Genomic DNA, 16,646 nt, shown 5'->3' on the forward strand with positions numbered 1-16,646 from the left:
TTGGTCCGCTCTCCGCGGGACGGCGCAAGCGCCGCGCCCTACAGGATTTAGACTGACCAAGGTAGCGCGGCCCCACCTTGGAGCAGGCAGGCCACGGTTTTAATCGTACCCGGTGGGAAGCTCCCAGATGGTGCCGAGAATCCCAGGCTTCTTGCGATTGGGATCAGGCGGATGAGTGGCGGGATTCGAGCCGGCGGGAATATTTGGCTGATAGTAGACGGTGAGAATGCGACCGGGGTCGAGCTCTATGGAGACGGGATAGCCAAGGTCTTTATTGGCTGCGTCGCTGCGCAGGACGACCTCGTCACTTTGCTTCCAGGTGATCCCGTCTTCGCTGAGGCAAGCCCGCTGGCCGAAAGGATCACGGCGATAGCCGTAGCTGCAAAGGATGCGTCCGTCGTCAAGCTGAAGCAGGTGGGGAGGAAAGCCCCAGAGAGGAGTCTCGTAGGCGGGAGCCCAGGTCGCTCCGTTGTCGTCGGAGTAGCTCGCCCAAAGATGGCAGAGCGGTGAGGCGTCGTCGTAGGGTTTGGCAGTGGCGCGAATCATCATGATGATACGCCCGCTGGCGAGCTGCAGGATGTGAGGTTCGCCGAAGCGGATGGTGGCGGGGCGGGGGCAGTCGACGGTGGCAATCTTTTGCCACGGCGTCTCTGGATCCGAAGTCGCGTGGACGCCGATGTTTCCCGCATCGTCGCGATAGGAGGCGACGAGGAGGCTGCCGTTTTGCAATTCAATGCCGCCATGGATGGAGTCGACGCCCGGAGCAGGTGTTGACCAGCTGATGCCATTGTCATCGGATACGGTTTGCCAGGCTCGACTGAGATGGGTAGCGGTTTTGTATTCAGTTTTTTCGACGTAGTCAGACCAGCGAGCGATTAGCTCCGGGGGGTAAGCGGTGTCGGGAAGGTCTTGATAGGTGGAGGCTCCGAATCGGACCGAGCGGAGGTGGGTGAGGAGCCTGCCGTCGGCGAGGGTGGTAAGGCCGGACTCGCGGTCGTCGATCGGCGTATCGTAGACGATCGCGGGCGGGAGCCAGGTTTGGCCATTGTCGGTGGAACGGGAGAGCAAAACCTCGCCGTTGGGAGACATGTGTTCTTCGGTGCGCGTGAAGAGGACGATGATGTCGTCATTACCGGCGCGAGCGATCGCTGGCCAGGCGCAATAGGCATCGCGTTTCTCGTAGATGCTGATGTGCTTAAGGATTGTTGCATCGGTATCCGCCCAGCTGCAAGGGAGTGTAGGGGCAGACAGAAACGCAGTGGCGAGCAAGAGTTTGAGCTTGGGCATGGGAGACTGTTCTAGTCGCAATGCGGGAACCGCCAAGGAAGGAGCTGGTTTACAATATAGCGCGGAACAGGGTTTCTGCGAGAGGGCGAGCTGATAGCTTTCGATTTCACCCCTGTACGCCTGCAATAATGAAGATCACTAGACGAGACGCTCTGAAACGAGGTGGAGTTGCCATCGCCGGAGCGAGTTTCCTACCCTTTTGGTTGAGAGGTGCAGCTCCGAGCAACACCGGCACCGGACGCCTGTTTTTCGACAAAGCCGATGTACCTCGGATTCGGGCCAACGCTCGGTCCGTCTTGTTGGGTTCCAAATTCGAAGAATGGGCGGCGGCATCGCCCCAGTCGATTGCTTCGGCGTGGGAGACGTTTGCCACGACTGGCAACATTTCCGGCGATCTGGGGACGTTTTGGGCGGAGATGGAGCACTCGGCGGTGGTCCATATCGTCGAGCCGACAGAGGAGCGGCGGGATGCATTGCTAGCAGGATTCGAAAATGCAGTCGCTCTGCCGAAGTGGGATTACTTGATGGATGGCGAGGAGACGATCGGGCTGATGCGGGCGGCGATGGCGGTCTCGAGATTGCTCTTCGTTCGTGAAGCGTTGGGAGATGATTTCAGTGACGATTTGAACGAGCGCTTTTTGGACTCGTTGGCTGAAAAGGGCGCTGGCCCTTGTTTCAGGATGATAAGAGGGATGAATGATCCCGAAGGAGTCGTCGGCTGGCATAACGATCCGGAGCATCCAAAGATCAACGACTTCAACATGGAGAATTGGCCGACCTTTTTAGGAGGTACCAATTTGAGGGCGACTTCTACGATGGGACTGGGAATGGCCGCGTTAGCTTTGAACGGGCGAGATTCGAGAAGTAAGGGCTGGCTGGATACAGCCGTTGAAAGTGCTCACTCGGTGTTCTCGCAATTTACCGCGAGCGGCAACTATTTTGAAGGTCTTAGCTACAGCGCCTACGCGATGCGGTTGCTTCTGCCGTTTTGTGAAGCGCATCATCGAGTTTTGGGCACGATTGATTGGACGGACGCGATTAATTGGGCCGGTTACGTGGATGATGTTGCGACGATGCAAGCTGGCGAGAAGGCGGATGGCACGCCCGATGTGGTAAACTTCAGTGATGCCTCTTCCTCGATTCACCCCTGTGTAGGATCCTGGATACAGGCGAGGACCGGGAATCCAGTCGCTCAATATGCGGCTGAGCATTTTGCGGCACCCGGGTATTTCTTAGACTTCCTTTGGTATCGGCCGGATGAGCACTCGGAACCACCAAGGGAGGCGTTGAAGAATGTTTGCAACGATCTGGATTGGGTCATTTGCCGAAGTGGGTGGGAGGCCGGTGATGCCGTTCTGGCATTTCGCAGCGGGAACCCCGCGAATCATGAGCATGCGGACCGGAATAGCTTCTTGTACAAAGTCTACGGGGAACGCCTGTTGAACGATCCGTTCGGTGCAGCCTATGATCGCCGAGATCCGAAGTGGACTTTGCGACTGACGAAGGCACACAACGCAGTGCTGATCGGTGGTCGCGGTCACCAGTACCACGAAGGCGAGGAAGGCGTAAATGCCGGCGCGGCCAACGCAGAAATCGTTTCCTTCGTGGACGAAGGTGAGCGTGTTTGGTGGAGCAGCGACGCGACTCATGCCTATCGCTTGGCGAATCAAAATGTATCCAAAGTGATGCGCACGGTATTTTTCTTTAAACCGAACGTGATGGTAGTTTTCGACCAGGTCGATCTGCAGCGTGTAGAGGAATCGGTGGAGATTCGGTACTTTCCCGACAATCGAGATGGGATGGCGTCTGTTTCCAAAAAAGGCGCCCAGTTCGAGCTGAAGCGTCCACAGGCAACGTTATATGGCGCCTTTGCCGCGAATACGCCTTTGTCAGTGCGGAAGGAGAAAATTGATTTCTCTGAAGACTTGGTGGCGGGTGTGACCCTAAATGGCAGCGAGAATCTTGGCGAGTATCCATTTGTGCGGGCCCATAGCTCTCGGGCGAAACGGCACGAGCTTTGCACGGTAATGGTAGCTGAAAAGACCGGAGGAGAAGAAGCTCCGACCATTGACATTCGACAAAGAGGACATCGGTGGCATTTGGAAGTGAATACGATGAAGGGGATCTTGAATACGGAAAAAGCGATTCCCGAAATGGAATGGAAAAATGAAAGCTAGAGCGGTGGTATTCACAGATCGGAACACCGTTTCGTTTCAAGAGGTTGACTGCCCGGATCCTGCTGCGGATCAGGTGGTCGTTCGCGTGACCCATAGCTGGATCAGCAATGGGACCGAAGGCTCCTATCTCAGAGGCGAACGAGTGGATGGCGATACGCCTTGGCGTCCAGGCGACCCGCATCCGTTTCCTATCGTAGCTGGTTACCAGAAGGTCGGAATCGTAGAATGGGTGGGAGCCGAAGTGGATGATCTCAAGGTAGGTGACCGCGTTTTTGCTTCGATCGGTAAGATCGACGGAATGTTTGAACCGCGAGGAGGACATATATCGCCGTCGGTTTGCCCACGGGCCGCGGTTCTAAAATTGCCTGAGGGAGTCGATCCGCTGGCGTTTTCCGGATTGGTGCTCACCCAAGTGGGGTATAATTCCGGAGTGCGACCGCAACTGAAGCTGGGAGACGGAGCGATCGTGGTGGGAGATGGATTGGTGGGCCAGTGGACGGCCCAGATGCTCGCGTCGCGGGGAGCAAAGGTGGTGCTCGTCGGCCGACACGCCGACCGGCTTGCCTATTTTAAGCAGGGTGAAACGCTTTTGGAAGACGGCGGAAAATGGGTAGAGAAGGTCGCAGAAATGTTTCCGGAAGGCGCTCAAGTTGCGGTGGATACCGTAGGGAGTATAGAGCTCATGGATACGTTGCAGGGATTGCTCCGCCGTTTTGCCCATCTGGTTTCAGCAGGCTTTTACGGTCCGGAGGATCGTCTGGAGCTGCAGCCGCCGCGTTATAAGGAATTAAGTATCGATTTGGTTTCTGGGGCTACCCCGGAGCGTCTGGAGGAGACCTTGAAATTGGTAGCGAATGGAACGTTGGATACGCTTTCGTTGATTACGCATCGCTTTCCCGTAGAACAAGCGGCTGAAGCTTGGAAGCTGATCGAAACAAAAAAGGAACCGGTTATGGGAGTGATTTTGGACTGGGAGACGACTGCGCAATGAAAGCCATTCAATACCAAGCGGCTGGGCAACCTGAAGTGGTTGAGGTTCCGAGGCCAACCCCTGGCAAGGGGCAGGTTCTTTTGAAAGTTGAATGCGTAGCAACTTGTCCTCAGTGGGATATGCATTTGATGCGCGGCGAGTCTATGGCCCCAGGGGGCGTGATTGACTACCCGACTCCCGTGGGGCATCCGGGGCATGAAGCCGTTGGATATGTTGAATCTCTTGGCGAAGGTGTTGAGGAATTTGACGTGGGCGACCGAGTGGCCCTTTGGCAAGACCAAGGAGCGAATCGCGACGGGTGTTACGCTGAGTATGTGATTGCGGATACAGGGAACTTGCTTAGGGTTCCTGTGAATTTGGATACGGAAGCGATCGCCTCGCTCGAGTTGGCGATGTGTATTCAAGTTTCCTTTGATCAGATTCTCAATATCGGTCCGATCGAAGGGAAGCGATTCGGCGTGAGCGGGCTGGGACCGGCTGGACTTTTAGCTGTGCAGCTCGCTAAAGCCTATGGGGCGAGCGAGGTCGTGGCATTCGATCCGGTGGAATCGAGGCGCGAACTAGCGTTAAGCCTTGGAGCGGATCGAGTCTTGGATCCGACCGATCCGGACTGTTTTCCCTATGATCGATTCAAGCCGGAGCGTTTGGCGTTGGCGGTCGATTGCACGGGACTTGGCGTATCCGTAGCGTTTTTGCTGAAGCGAACACGAGACGTGGTGGCTCTGTTTGGCGTACTGCGGGAGGAGGTGGGCTTCGGCTTTTTCCAGTGGTGCGGCGGATTGCACCTGATAGGTTATGGCAACCAGAATCGATTTGCAGCAGAACGGGCGTTGGAGCATATCAAGAACGGTGCACTTAAACTTTCGCCCCTAGTATCAAAAACACTTCCTTTGGCCGAATACAGCAAAGGTGTAGAGCTGCTCGAGCGTAAGGAAGCGATCAAGATTTGTTTCACCCCATAGGGTTCGTTTAGGCCCATCCAATTTATGAAATTTAGGAGAATGAAATTAAGAAGAACTATTTTACCTTTGTTGCTAGCGACAATGCTGCTGCCAACCGCTCTGAATGGTCAGCAGCCGGATCCTTTCCTCAGCGATGCGGAGCTGGCAATCCAGTTTCGCGAGCGCTGCGAATACGTGATCGATCAAGTGGTGAAAAACACAGATCCGACCAACACGGCACGCGGGGGAATGTTTACGGTTGCGGCGAACTTGCATCGCGGCGCGAATCTAGAATGGGCCCGCGCTCACATTCGTGAGGCCAATGAAACCCCGACGGGTGCCATGTTTTGGATGCACCCGATGGTATTGATGATGGAGACGGGGCGTGGCGTACTTAACGATGACGACTGGGCATTTATCAAAGAGCTTTGGCGGACCTATTTCCCCTATCGTGGCGACACGGAAAACCATTGGATCATGTACTACGCAAGTATCTATCTCGCTGCTGAAATGTTCCCAGATGCCGGACCGGACCAATGGTACAATGGTAAGTCTTCAGCCGAGAACATGGCGGAGGCGAAGGAATACATCAGCGATTGGATTCACATTACAACGTCGTATGGGCAAGGCGAATACGATTCGCCCAACTACATCGAAGAGTACACGCGACCCATGGCGCTGCTCGCAGGATGGGCGCAGGATCCAGTTGTTCGTCAGCAAGGAAAGATGATGATGGACTACATCCTTCTCGACTATGTGGTGGAGAATATCGACGGCCTCTACGGCGGGGCGCACAGCCGCCTCTATCCACGTTACTTGCTGCAACCCTCTCTGACTGCGGGAGCGGCTCATGGATGGCTTTTCTTTAACCAGGGCGAGTACCGCCCCAATGCTGGAAACACTTTGATCGCGCTCAGTGGATACACGCCGCCGCCCATTTTGTACCGCATCGCCCATGGACGAGGTGATGAAGCTTACGTGCAGCGCGAACTGAAGCGAACCCGCTGGCGCCTGCGCCACGCTGGCCCGGATGCATTTGAGATCGACGGTAAGAGCACGACTCCCGTTTACAAGTACAGCTATGTGCACCCAGACTATATTCTTGGATCGTCTCAGGGTGGTTTACTGCAGCCAATCCAACAGCAAACTTGGAGCCTCATTTGGCGTGAGGATGATTCGTCTGGAAAAACGAATACGATGTTCGGCTTGCAGCCTTATTCGTCGCCCTTGGAGGGAACCATGTATTTCCCATCCGATTGGGATACGGTGACGGACCTGATTGCCCGTTCTAAGGTAGATTACGATTCACCGGACAAGCTAGAAGGCGGCTCTCCCTACGAACATGTTTTCCAGGAGGAATCTACGTTGATCGCCCTGTACGACATTCCGGAGGGAACACGATTCCCGCTGATAAGCACACTATTTTCTCGTGATCTCAAAGACCGCGTGGAAGATCAATCAGGTTGGATTTTCGGCCACGGCGGTCCGGTATACGTGGCTTACCGGCCCTTTGCCCCAGGCGAGTGGAAGGAGGTTGATTGGACCGGACTGCTCAAGAGTGGCGCAGGCGCGTGGTTCAGTACGAATTTCGAAGAACTGGCTCGGGGAAGTCAGTGCTTTGTGAGCGAGTCATTAAAAAACGGGTACATCGTTCAAGTTGCACCCATTTCAGAATTTGAATCGTTTGATGCCTTCAAGAAAGCGATTCGCGAATTGCCGTTGCAGTACGAGCTGAGTCCGACGCCTTCTGTACGTTTCACTAACCTGGCGGGCAAGGAGTTAGTTGCAACCTATGGAGGCCAACTCTCAGTCGATGGAAAAGCAGTCGATCATTCTAAGTGGAAGTTGTTTGATGGACCGTTTTCACGAGCGGAGCGGGAGAGCGAGACACTGGAAATCCACTACGGCCAGGAGCGTTACAAGCTAGATTTTAAAAGCCTATCTACGGAAACCACTATTTTAGAAGCAGAATGAAGCACAGCGTTTTTACTTTAGCGACGGGTCTTGCAGCGATCGCAATTGCGTCCCAACTCCATGGGTCCGACCATTCGAAAATCTTTGCGGCACTCGCCATGACGAAAGCACAGGAATCGAGTCCGATTCCCACGGACTCGGGTGTCTTTCTCTATGATGAGGCGAGCGATGATTGGCATCGAACGGGGCCAGTCATCCAGGCGATCAATAGCATCACGACCGATCCCTCTAATCCTGAACGCCTGTTCTTGGCCTGTGGAAACGGTATCGTTCGTTCCCTCGACGGAGGCGAGACTTGGAAGATGACGTCTGGCTGGAGAGAGAGCGACTTTACAAAAATCGCAATTGATCCAAAAAATGGTGACAATGTATATGCCGCTTCTGTGTGGGGCATTAGTGTCAGTCGTGATGGTGGGGAGACTTGGAATCCGTCCAATAAGGGACTGGCCGAGAAGTATTCGCGAACGATCATTATCGACGAACGGAAACCGAAACGTGTGATGCTAGGTACAGCGGACGGTGTCTATCAGAGTAATGACGGAGCGAATACGTGGCGTCCGATTCGAACTTCGCCGAAATTGACGATTTTGCGCATTGCTCGGAGTCAGGCGAATCTGGACCTATGGATCGCAGGAACGGAAGGTCAGGGCGTGTATCTATCTCGCAATGACGGTAAAAGCTGGACGCAAACGGCTTCGGATCTCGCCGATAAAAATATATACGCTGTCGCAGTGGATCCATTCGATGCTTCAAGAATGGCTGCCGCCGGTTGGGGAACAGGAGTCTGGATTTCCAGTGACGGTGGCAAGACATGGCTTGATCGCGGCGATGGGTTGCCTTCCCAGAACGTTACATCGATGACTTTTGACCCAAATCATAAGGGTAGGCTTTGGGTTTCAACCTTTGAAGAAGGCACCGTGTATTCTGATCGCTTGGGCGAGGATTGGCAGGACGGTGGCTTGATGGGTGCCTACGTTTACGATTTAGGAGTTATTTCAGTCCCGTAGAGTAGGCTAACAAGATGAAGCGGCCGAGTTTCTTTGACCTGCAGGTGAACGGTTTCGCAGGAGTCGATTTTCAAAGCGATACCTTGGATCTACCTGAGTTGTTGCACGCGGTGAAGTCGCTGAGAAAATACGATACGGTGGGTATCCTGGCGACGCTCATTACGGATTCCGTGGAAGCATTGTGCAAGAAACTAGAGAACTTCGAAGCCTTGCGCAACCAGGATTCGAGGGTGGCTTCCATGATAAAAGGCTACCATTTAGAGGGGCCATGGATATCGACCGAAGCGGGCTATCATGGCGCCCACCCGAAGGCCTTGGCGATTTCGCCGCAACTAGAGGATTTCGATCGGCTTTACGACGCGTCGGGAGGGAATCTGAAATTGGTCACTCTTGCTCCAGAGCGGGAGGGGGCAGTTGCGGTCATAGAGGCTGCGGTTGCGAAAGGGGTGCGTATTGGCCTCGGTCATACAAATGCATCTGTAGAAGCGATCGATGCGGCGATCGATGCGGGAGCGACTTTGGCCACGCATCTCGGAAACGCGGTTCCGTTGCAGATGCATCGACACGATAACGTGGTGCAACGTCTATTGGCGCGTGACGAATTGGTGGCTTGTTTGATACCGGATGGCATCCATCTGCCGCGGTTCGTGTTGAAGAATTTTCATCGATCTAAGCCTGCAGGCAAGGTGTTTTTGACTACGGATTGTATGTCCGCCGCGGGCTCGCCTCCTGGAGTGTATCCGTTGGCAGGTTACCATTTGGAAGTGGGGGCGGACGGAGTTGTCCATTTGCCCGGAGAGGAGCGTTTCGCGGGTTCTTCGTTGACGATGGATGCTGCTTGTCGGAACGCGGCAGATTGGTTGAGCCTCGAAGCGTCTGAGGCTCTCGCGCTTTGCTCAAGCCTGCCCGCGGCCCATTTTGGAATTACGTTAGAATGCGAGGCTGTTTAAAAAGTCCATTCCTTCCCGTTCTTGTGTCTTTCCGGCCGGAATCGCGTCAGCTCGCGTCGAAATACCCTCCGGGTATTCCTCGGCTCGCAAGCCGCATTTCTGTCTCGAAAAGCCACTTCGCTCGGTCGGAAGCGACTTATTAAACAGCCTCTAAGAGAAAACTTAGGGATGAAATGATGACGGAAAAACCGATTCAGGAACGAGTGACCGGAAAGCTTAAAGCAGGCGTTTACAAATCTCGCCGGGAAATGGGAGCGGCAGCGGCGGCTTTCGTAACGGAAGAGCTGGTAACGCTCCTGAAGCAGAAGGACAAGGTGCGGATCGTGGTCGGAAGCGCTCCCTCGCAGGACGAATTTTTCGCGGAACTGACCAAACCTGAGAATTGCGACCGAGTCGATTGGTCAAAGGTGGAGGTCTTTCATATGGACGAATACATTGGGCTACCGGCGTCGCATGAGCAGAGCTTCCGCAAATACCAGCAGGATCATTTTCTGAAGTTTGTATCCGTGAAAGCATTTCACGAAATACATGGCGAGTGCGCGGACCGCGATGCGGAATGTGAACGATTGAATAAATTGTTAGGAGAAAGTCCGATCGATCTCGTTTGTCTTGGTTTCGGGGAAAACGGACACCTGGCATTCAACGACCCACCAGCTCGATTCGACGAGCCCCAATGGACGAAGGTGGTTGAACTCGATCAAGCCTGTCGGCAGCAGCAAGTGAACGATGGGTGTTTCGCGTGTATCGAAGAAGTACCGACACATGCGATTACCTTATCCTTGCGGGTGTTCGCCAGTGCCGGATGCCTGAGCGGTGTGATTCCGTCCCAGACAAAAGCCGACGCGGTGGCTGCCGCGATTCAAGGGCCCATCGGTCAACACTGTCCAGCCACCCTCTGTCGTCTGCACCCGAAGGTTCAATTATTTTTGGACCCCGCCTCCGCTTCGAAGTTAAATTGGTAAGGCGTCAGGTAGCGGCGATCCAGTAGAGGCTGCCGATGATGGCCGCCACACAGAGCCAGCCGGCGGCGAAGCCAATAAGGGAGCGTTTGCAGGGGATGGAAATCTCGAGTTCGCTATTGGGGAAAAGTGGCTTGTGGGGGAGGGGCGCGATCCCTGGGGGAAGGGTGCATGGAGGCGCACTGTTGTCCTCTTGCTCGAGAGCGGGCGTCCGTTGCAGGGTGTAGTAGCGTTCGAGTTTTTCCGAGGGCGTACGTTGTGTGTAAAAACTGGTTACAATCCCTACAAGGAAGCCAATGCCGAGGTAAGCGGTCATTTGCCAAGGCAAGTAGACCGCTGGTTCAGAGTCGAGGTCGACCACTAGGCGTAGGGAGACGGCGAGCTCCGACTGGGCTAGCCAGCTCGCAAAAAAGGCCTGGGAAGTGAGCCACCACACGAACAAGGCCGATAGTGTGGAGGTCCAAGCGGCAGCAGATGTGGCTCGTCGCCAGAAGAGACCCAGCCAAAAGGCGATCCCCATCATGGGGCCGATCTTCCAGAGGAATTCTAATCCCTCGATCACTCCGGAAAGCGAATAGGCGTATACGACGCCCAGCACCACCACCAGCACGGACATTAGTCGAGCGGCCCAAAGGTAGTGCTTGTCGCTGCACTTAGGGCGTAGCGGCTTGTAGACGTTTTCCGTAAAGAGAGCGGAGGCGGCAATCATGAAAGAGTCGCAGGAGCTCATCACGGAAGCGAGTAAAGTAGCGATGAACAAGCCCAGCATTCCCGGCATGATCTCGGGAAAGAATTCGCGCGAGAGCATGCCGTAGAGATGGTCCGGGTTGATATCCTGTCCAGTGTAATAGGCAATACCTACCAGTCCAGTTAAGCACCAGGCGACAGTGCAGAATCGTTTTGTGAAACTTCCGACAACGAAGCCGAACTGTCCCTCGCGTTCGGTTTTACCCGCCGCGCAGCTCGAGAGAATGTGTGGTTGAGTAACGATGCCGATGAGTCCGTTTACGGCAATGGCGACGATGTAGAAGATGCCGATCTCGCTGGGCGCGACGAGGGAGAATACACTAGGATCAGCGATGGTAGCCCGCACGCCGTCCATGCCTCCAGTAGCGCTGAGCACGAAGGGAAGCAGCAGAAACGAGAAAATGATCGTCATGATTCCTTGCACGAAGTCGGTGACGATCGCGCCACCGAGTCCGCCAGCCGTTCCGTATGCGACGAAGAGAATTGTCATCAAGATGATTGCGATATCAGGAGATATAGCTCCGCCGCTGGCGCCTGAGATGACTGCTCCGGAGCCCTTTAGCATAAGACCGATGGTCGTAACCATCATTCCGATACTAATGACGGAGTAGAGCATCGCTACACTGCGGTTGTAGCGCAGATCGAAGATGTCTGCAGTAGTGAGTGCCCGGAAACGTCGCATCATGGGCGCGATGAGCCAGTAGAAAGGCGTTCCGAATAAATAGAGCCATTGGTACCAAATGCCTGAAAGGCCGTTGGTATAGGTTTTAGAAGCGACGCTGACTGCTTGGTCGGAATGGGTGCCTGAGCCGAAGGCGTGCATGGCCATCATCCACTTTCCGAAGCGACGTGGCATGATGAAGTCGCTCATACCTTTAATCTTTCGCATGGAAAGGGTTCCGAGTAGAGTAACGCCCAAGAGGTAGACGATGAGGACGACGAGATTGAGAAACCCGATTCCGAGCATAGTTTATAGGTGAGAAGTGTTAACGTATTCGGTTTGTGAAAAGCGTGTCGGCGAGGGGTTGGAAACCTCTGCCGGTAAGGTCTAAATTCTCCGGTAGGTAGAGTGAGTCGGTGTATTCAAATTTTCACGAATCCTCGTCGCTTTAAACGAGCGAGCTTTTGAGATCGATCATGACGTATCGTATAACCAATTACAGTCTTGTTCGATGCCGCTCTTTCGGTGGCCCAGGTGCGTTTGAATCTAGTGACCTCGGTGGCTATGAGTCTAATCAAATGCCTCCTCATCGGTTTGCCTTGAGGTTTACCCATGCTGTGCAGAACGTTTACGTAGCCTACTGTGGACCTGAGGTGAGGGATTTCGGTTTCAAGCACTTGCACAGGAAAGGAGGCGAAAATTATAACCGTCCTTGGGGTTCTAGTCTTGGATTATTAAGTCGTTTTTGATTAGACAATATGGCAATGCTGGTTCCTTCTGGTTTGTTTGCGGTGTGTAACCATCTGAATAACAGTTAGAAAAGGAGTTGTGTACGGATTGCCGAAGGTGGACGGATAAGAATGAAGATTGGAAAGAGCGATGGTAAAGGGCGAGGTCGGAGAAGCATTCCTATGGGAGTGCCGATGCCGGCGGAAGGGATTTATATCTTGGAAAGTCATCATTCGCCCTCATTTCGTATGGCGAAGGGAAGTTGGCCGTTTCACAAGATCTGCTGGGTACCGGTAGGGCGTGGCTTTTTGGAATTCGAAGACGGTCGTGTTGTTTTGGGTACAAATTCTTTTGCGGTAATACCGATGGGCTACGAGCATCGGTTTGTGGATGATCCCTCGGAGCCGATGACTTTGATCATCGCCTGCGTGACTGTGGCGTCGCTCGAGGGAGCAGAAGCTTTGCGACTTTTATTTGAAACGCTGATTGAGCGGTTTCCGCGGAATAAGGCGGTCCGGGCACGCAGTGCGTATCATTTTAGTCTCATGCGCGATTCCTTCCAAGGGATGTTGCGCGAACAGTCTCGGGGAGGGCAGGGTCATACGGCGATGTTGCATGCCCTTTTGATGCAATTGGTCGTGGCCATGGTGAGAGGTGCGGAGGCGGGCGGCGAGAATGCCGGCGGCTCGGAAGCGGCCTTGGAGGGATTGCTGGACGAGCTCGAAAACAGGTTCGATCGGCCGGTGACATTGGATGATTTGGCGGAGCGTTGTGGGGTGTCGCCACGTCGTTTTACTCAGCTCTTCAAATCGCGAACGGGCTACACGTTAGTAGAGTACGTTAACCGAAAGCGAATCGAGTACGCGAAAGAGCGCCTTCGCGAAACGGGGCACGTCGCTTACGCCTGCCACGAATCTGGATTTCAGGATTTGGCTTATTTCTATCGCTCGTTCAAGCGGTACGTAGGTTGTACGCCGGGAGAGTATTTGAGAGGAATGGTACAGTAGAAATGTTCGTTTTCTCTAGGCTTTACTGTAAATTAGGTAACGCTCGCTCAGCGGTGTGCGGTTGGCGCATTATTAGGCAATGTTCCGTTTACGCTTCCTTTCTGTTGCTCTGTTGTTGTCGGCCTCACCTCTGGCGTTATTGAACGCTCGAGAAGCTATATCCTATACACTTGGGTTTTCTGATGCACGTATCCATTATATGGATGTAGAAATGCAGATTCCGACTGAAGGAGCTAAAGAACTCGATTTGTTCATGCCGGTATGGACACCGGGTTCCTATCTGGTGCGTGAATACTCGAGAAACATCATCAAGATAGAAGCGGAAGACTCTGAGGGTAGAGACTTGGATATCGTGAAGACCGGCAAGAATCGCTGGCATTTAGACTCGGGAGATGGCGAAACGGTGTCGGTTCGTTACAGGCTCTTTTGTCGGGAGATCAATGTGCGAGCCAACTGGGTGGAGTCAGACTTTGCGGTGATAAATGGGGCTCCGACATTTCTTTCGGTAGTAGACGATTTCCAACGGCCTTACGTGGTGACAGTCGAATTGCCGGAAGGCTGGGAGCGTACTTGTTCCCCTTTAGATCCTGCGGGCGCAAAGGACCGCTACCTGGCTCCAGATTACGATACACTGGTGGACAGTCCTCTGGTTGCCGGTTCGCCGCAGGTTGACCGTTTCGAAGTCGATGGTGTCAGTCATTTCTTGGTCACTCTAGGAGGGGGAGACGTCTGGGATAACCCGCGAGCTGCTCGCAACGTGCAGCATTTGGTAGAAGCTCAGCGTGACTTTTGGGGACACTTACCGTACGAGAAACCTTATTATTTTTTCAATTTGCTCACCGGCTCGCGTGGAGGCTTGGAACATCGTCAGTCCTTGGTGATGACAGCCGATCGTTGGTATTCAAAAAACCGAGGAGGGATTCGCTCTTGGTTGTCCTTGGTAAGCCACGAGTTTTTCCACGTTTGGAATGGCAAGCGTCTGCGTCCGGTAGAGCTGGGACCGTTCGAATACGAACATGAAAATTACTGCCCATCTTTGTGGGTTGTTGAGGGAATTACGAGCTACTACCAGCACGTCCTCCTCGCACGGGCTGGATACAATACGAATGACCAGTATCTCGGTGCCCTCAGCGGCTCGATTGCGGGAACTCAGCGAACGCCGGGGCGTCTCGTGCAATCCTTGAGCGAGTCTTCTTTCGATGCCTGGATCAAGGCGTATCGGCGCGATGAGAATTCGGTCAACGCGCTCTTCAGCTACTATTCAGGTGGAGCGGTGGCGGGTTTCCTAATCGATGCGGAGATTCAGCGGGTGAGTAGCGGCAAGGCTTCGTTGGACGATGTATTGCGTGAGGCGTATCGGCGCTTCAGCGGTGAGCACGGGTATACGGAATCCGAATTCATTTCATTGGCTAGCGAAGTGGCAGGCGAGAATCTTGGTCCTTGGTTCAATCGTCTGGTCCGCCAACCAGGCGACTTTGACTACCAACCGGCTTTGGATTGGTTCGGACTTGAGTTCGAAAAGCCCAAATCATCAACGAATAGTGGTTTCTTTCCAGTTCCGGAAGAGCCAGTTGATAATCCAAAGGGTTGGCTCGGAGCCTCGACCAGCGGGAGCGGGGGTATCGTCACGGTAACGTCTGTTCCGAGCAATACGCCGGCAGCTGCGGCTGGGTTGTGCGTGGATGACGAAATCATTGCGATAGACCGGAGTCGAGTCGACGAGAAGCAGCTGAAAAGGATCGTCGGTTTACTTGGCCCGGGCAAGGAAGTTGAGGTGCTCGTTTCGCGGCGAGGGTTGTTGCGGACCCTAAAAGTCACGCTAGGCGAGGAGCCTCGAGAAACGTGGCGCTTGCGTTTCCGCAGCGACATGTCGGATGAACAGAAGGCCCGAGTAGGAAAATGGTTGGGTAGCGATGGCGGCAATCAAATGAATTGATGCCGGCAACCCGCGAGCGGTCCCAACACAACTTCTATGGAAACATAGCAGGGCGTACCAATGACCCTTCAGTCAGAGGTAACCACGGACGAGGAATAGAAAAGAGCTTCTTATTCTTTCAGCTCGGTTGCCCATCTCCCTTGGACTGCCTCGCACTTTACTTACCCCGCTTGGACGACATACGATACCGGGGCTCGGAAAAAAACCGCCAGAGTGGCGGCCCTATTTAGGGGCGTGGGAGATTCGATAATCGGTCGGTGCAAGGTTTAGGCAATGAGCCTGTTTGGGATTTTTGGTAGTCAAGAGGTTAGTGTATTGGAAGCCCGAATTCGGTAAGACCTAGGCTCGGTTCAAATTACTGGGGGGCTGGATCATGGTTTCATTCGTACGGCAAGGTAAGAGGGGAAGCCCCCAACCTTCTTGCCGTGTTTTTACCGCTTCTTGACGACGCTTTTTGATGAAAGAGTTCCTGTGGTTAAAGGAGAGTTCGGAGACGAGCAGACGTTCGTGGGGGTGAAACTGCGCATCGATTTCGTGGTGTGCTTATCTGTAGCGGTAGAGTTTCACTTTTTGGATACCGAATTGGCCGGGGACGAGGCGGACGTGGCGGCCTTGGTGGGTTTGGTCGCCATTGTTCCAGAGTCGGTTTTCCCATTCGCCGTCGACGTATTCGCCGCTTTCTGCGTAAACGATGCCCGCTTCCTCGCCTGCGATGAGGGAATCGAATGTAATGGTGATTCCGATACCGGCGAAGATAAATTCGTCCTCGCCCGTTTGGATGACCAATCCGCCTGCGGGGACGCGAGGGCCCCGAGAGATGTCGCCTGATTCGTTGATCACGCCGTCTGCGAGCGAGGGCGGGGCGGCGTATTCAAACTTAACGTGCATCTCGTAGTCGCCGAGGCGGATTTGCTGTGGTTTTTTCTGAGCGGCGCTGATCTGGAGGAATCCGCGCATGCTGTCTTTCCCTTGGTGCTCGAGGATGATTGGCTCGAGCTGGGCGGCAATGTGGTAGCTGTCGGTGAGCAGGTTCTTGGATGTTCCGGAAATGGACTCGATGCCGAAGGGGCAAAAGCCAATCGCGTCGTGTTCGGCGAAGGCGTAGAGGGCGTTGACGGAGGCTTCGTTGCTGCGCAGGGCCTCGGGAATGAAGAGCGGGTTGCCGCTTTGGGTGTAGCGCTCCGCCCATTCCGTGAAGTTTGGAAAGTAGATGTCGGGGGCGATGAAGTCGATGGAAGGAGCTCCCGCTCTCCAGACGTCGATGAGGTGAGGAAGCGGGC

At 54.2% G+C, this 16,646-nt stretch carries 12 protein-coding genes; 9 read left to right on the forward strand and 3 right to left on the reverse strand.

All coding sequences use genetic code 11. The features are described from left to right. Positions 1–99: 99 nt before the first annotated feature. Positions 100–1,287: a sialidase family protein gene (locus QEH53_RS22785; RefSeq protein ID WP_309025544.1), complete on the reverse strand. Its 1,188-nt coding sequence runs from the start codon at positions 1,285–1,287 to the stop codon at positions 100–102. Positions 1,288–1,415: 128 nt separating this feature from the next. Between QEH53_RS22785 and QEH53_RS22790 the strand changes: the two genes are divergently transcribed. The 7 genes from QEH53_RS22790 to QEH53_RS22820 all read left to right on the forward strand — a co-directional run bounded on the left by QEH53_RS22790 (position 1,416) and on the right by QEH53_RS22820 (position 10,289). Beyond that, positions 1,416–3,464 carry a heparinase II/III family protein gene (locus QEH53_RS22790; RefSeq protein WP_309025545.1) on the forward strand — a complete coding sequence of 683 codons (2,049 nt, stop codon included), beginning with the start codon at positions 1,416–1,418 and terminating at the stop codon, positions 3,462–3,464. Then, positions 3,454–4,455, forward strand: a complete 1,002-nt coding sequence (locus QEH53_RS22795; RefSeq protein WP_309025546.1) for a zinc-binding dehydrogenase — start codon at positions 3,454–3,456, stop codon at positions 4,453–4,455. The genes QEH53_RS22790 and QEH53_RS22795 overlap by 11 nt, the downstream gene beginning before the upstream one ends. After that, complete coding sequence (locus tag QEH53_RS22800; RefSeq protein ID WP_309025547.1) at positions 4,452–5,417, forward strand: zinc-binding dehydrogenase; 966 nt, start codon at positions 4,452–4,454, stop codon at positions 5,415–5,417. The genes QEH53_RS22795 and QEH53_RS22800 overlap by 4 nt, the downstream gene beginning before the upstream one ends. An 81-nt stretch (positions 5,418–5,498) precedes the next feature. Next, complete coding sequence (locus tag QEH53_RS22805) at positions 5,499–7,370, forward strand: hypothetical protein (RefSeq protein WP_309025548.1); 1,872 nt, start codon at positions 5,499–5,501, stop codon at positions 7,368–7,370. After that, a complete protein-coding gene (locus QEH53_RS22810) occupies positions 7,367–8,377 on the forward strand; it encodes a hypothetical protein (protein WP_309025549.1) in 1,011 nt (336 codons plus the stop codon). Before QEH53_RS22805 ends, QEH53_RS22810 begins: the two co-directional genes overlap by 4 nt. Before the next feature lie 14 nt (positions 8,378–8,391). Further along, positions 8,392–9,327 (forward strand): hypothetical protein, encoded by a 936-nt coding sequence (locus tag QEH53_RS22815; RefSeq protein ID WP_309025550.1) that lies wholly within the window; start codon positions 8,392–8,394, stop codon positions 9,325–9,327. A 173-nt stretch (positions 9,328–9,500) separates the two neighbouring features. Beyond that, positions 9,501–10,289: a glucosamine-6-phosphate deaminase gene (locus QEH53_RS22820; protein WP_309025551.1), complete on the forward strand. Its 789-nt coding sequence runs from the start codon at positions 9,501–9,503 to the stop codon at positions 10,287–10,289. Positions 10,290–10,293: 4 nt separating this feature from the next. On the opposite strand, the gene QEH53_RS22825 is transcribed toward QEH53_RS22820, so the two are convergent. Beyond that, complete coding sequence (locus QEH53_RS22825) at positions 10,294–12,000, reverse strand: sodium:solute symporter family protein (protein WP_309025552.1); 1,707 nt, start codon at positions 11,998–12,000, stop codon at positions 10,294–10,296. A 554-nt stretch (positions 12,001–12,554) separates the two neighbouring features. Between QEH53_RS22825 and QEH53_RS22830 the strand changes: the two genes are divergently transcribed. Next, on the forward strand, positions 12,555–13,430 hold the full coding sequence (locus tag QEH53_RS22830; RefSeq protein WP_309025553.1) for a helix-turn-helix domain-containing protein: 876 nt from the start codon (positions 12,555–12,557) through the stop codon (positions 13,428–13,430). Between the two features lie 79 nt (positions 13,431–13,509). Next, on the forward strand, positions 13,510–15,366 hold the full coding sequence (locus tag QEH53_RS22835; RefSeq protein ID WP_309025554.1) for a PDZ domain-containing protein: 1,857 nt from the start codon (positions 13,510–13,512) through the stop codon (positions 15,364–15,366). 543 nt (positions 15,367–15,909) lie between these two features. Here the strand turns inward: QEH53_RS22835 and QEH53_RS22840 are convergent. After that, on the reverse strand, positions 15,910–16,646 hold a 737-nt coding region (locus QEH53_RS22840), incomplete at its 5' end, for a DUF5597 domain-containing protein (protein ID WP_309025555.1).

This window comes from Pelagicoccus sp. SDUM812002, assembly GCF_031127835.1.
In the GTDB taxonomy this organism is placed as follows: domain Bacteria; phylum Verrucomicrobiota; class Verrucomicrobiia; order Opitutales; family Opitutaceae; genus Pelagicoccus.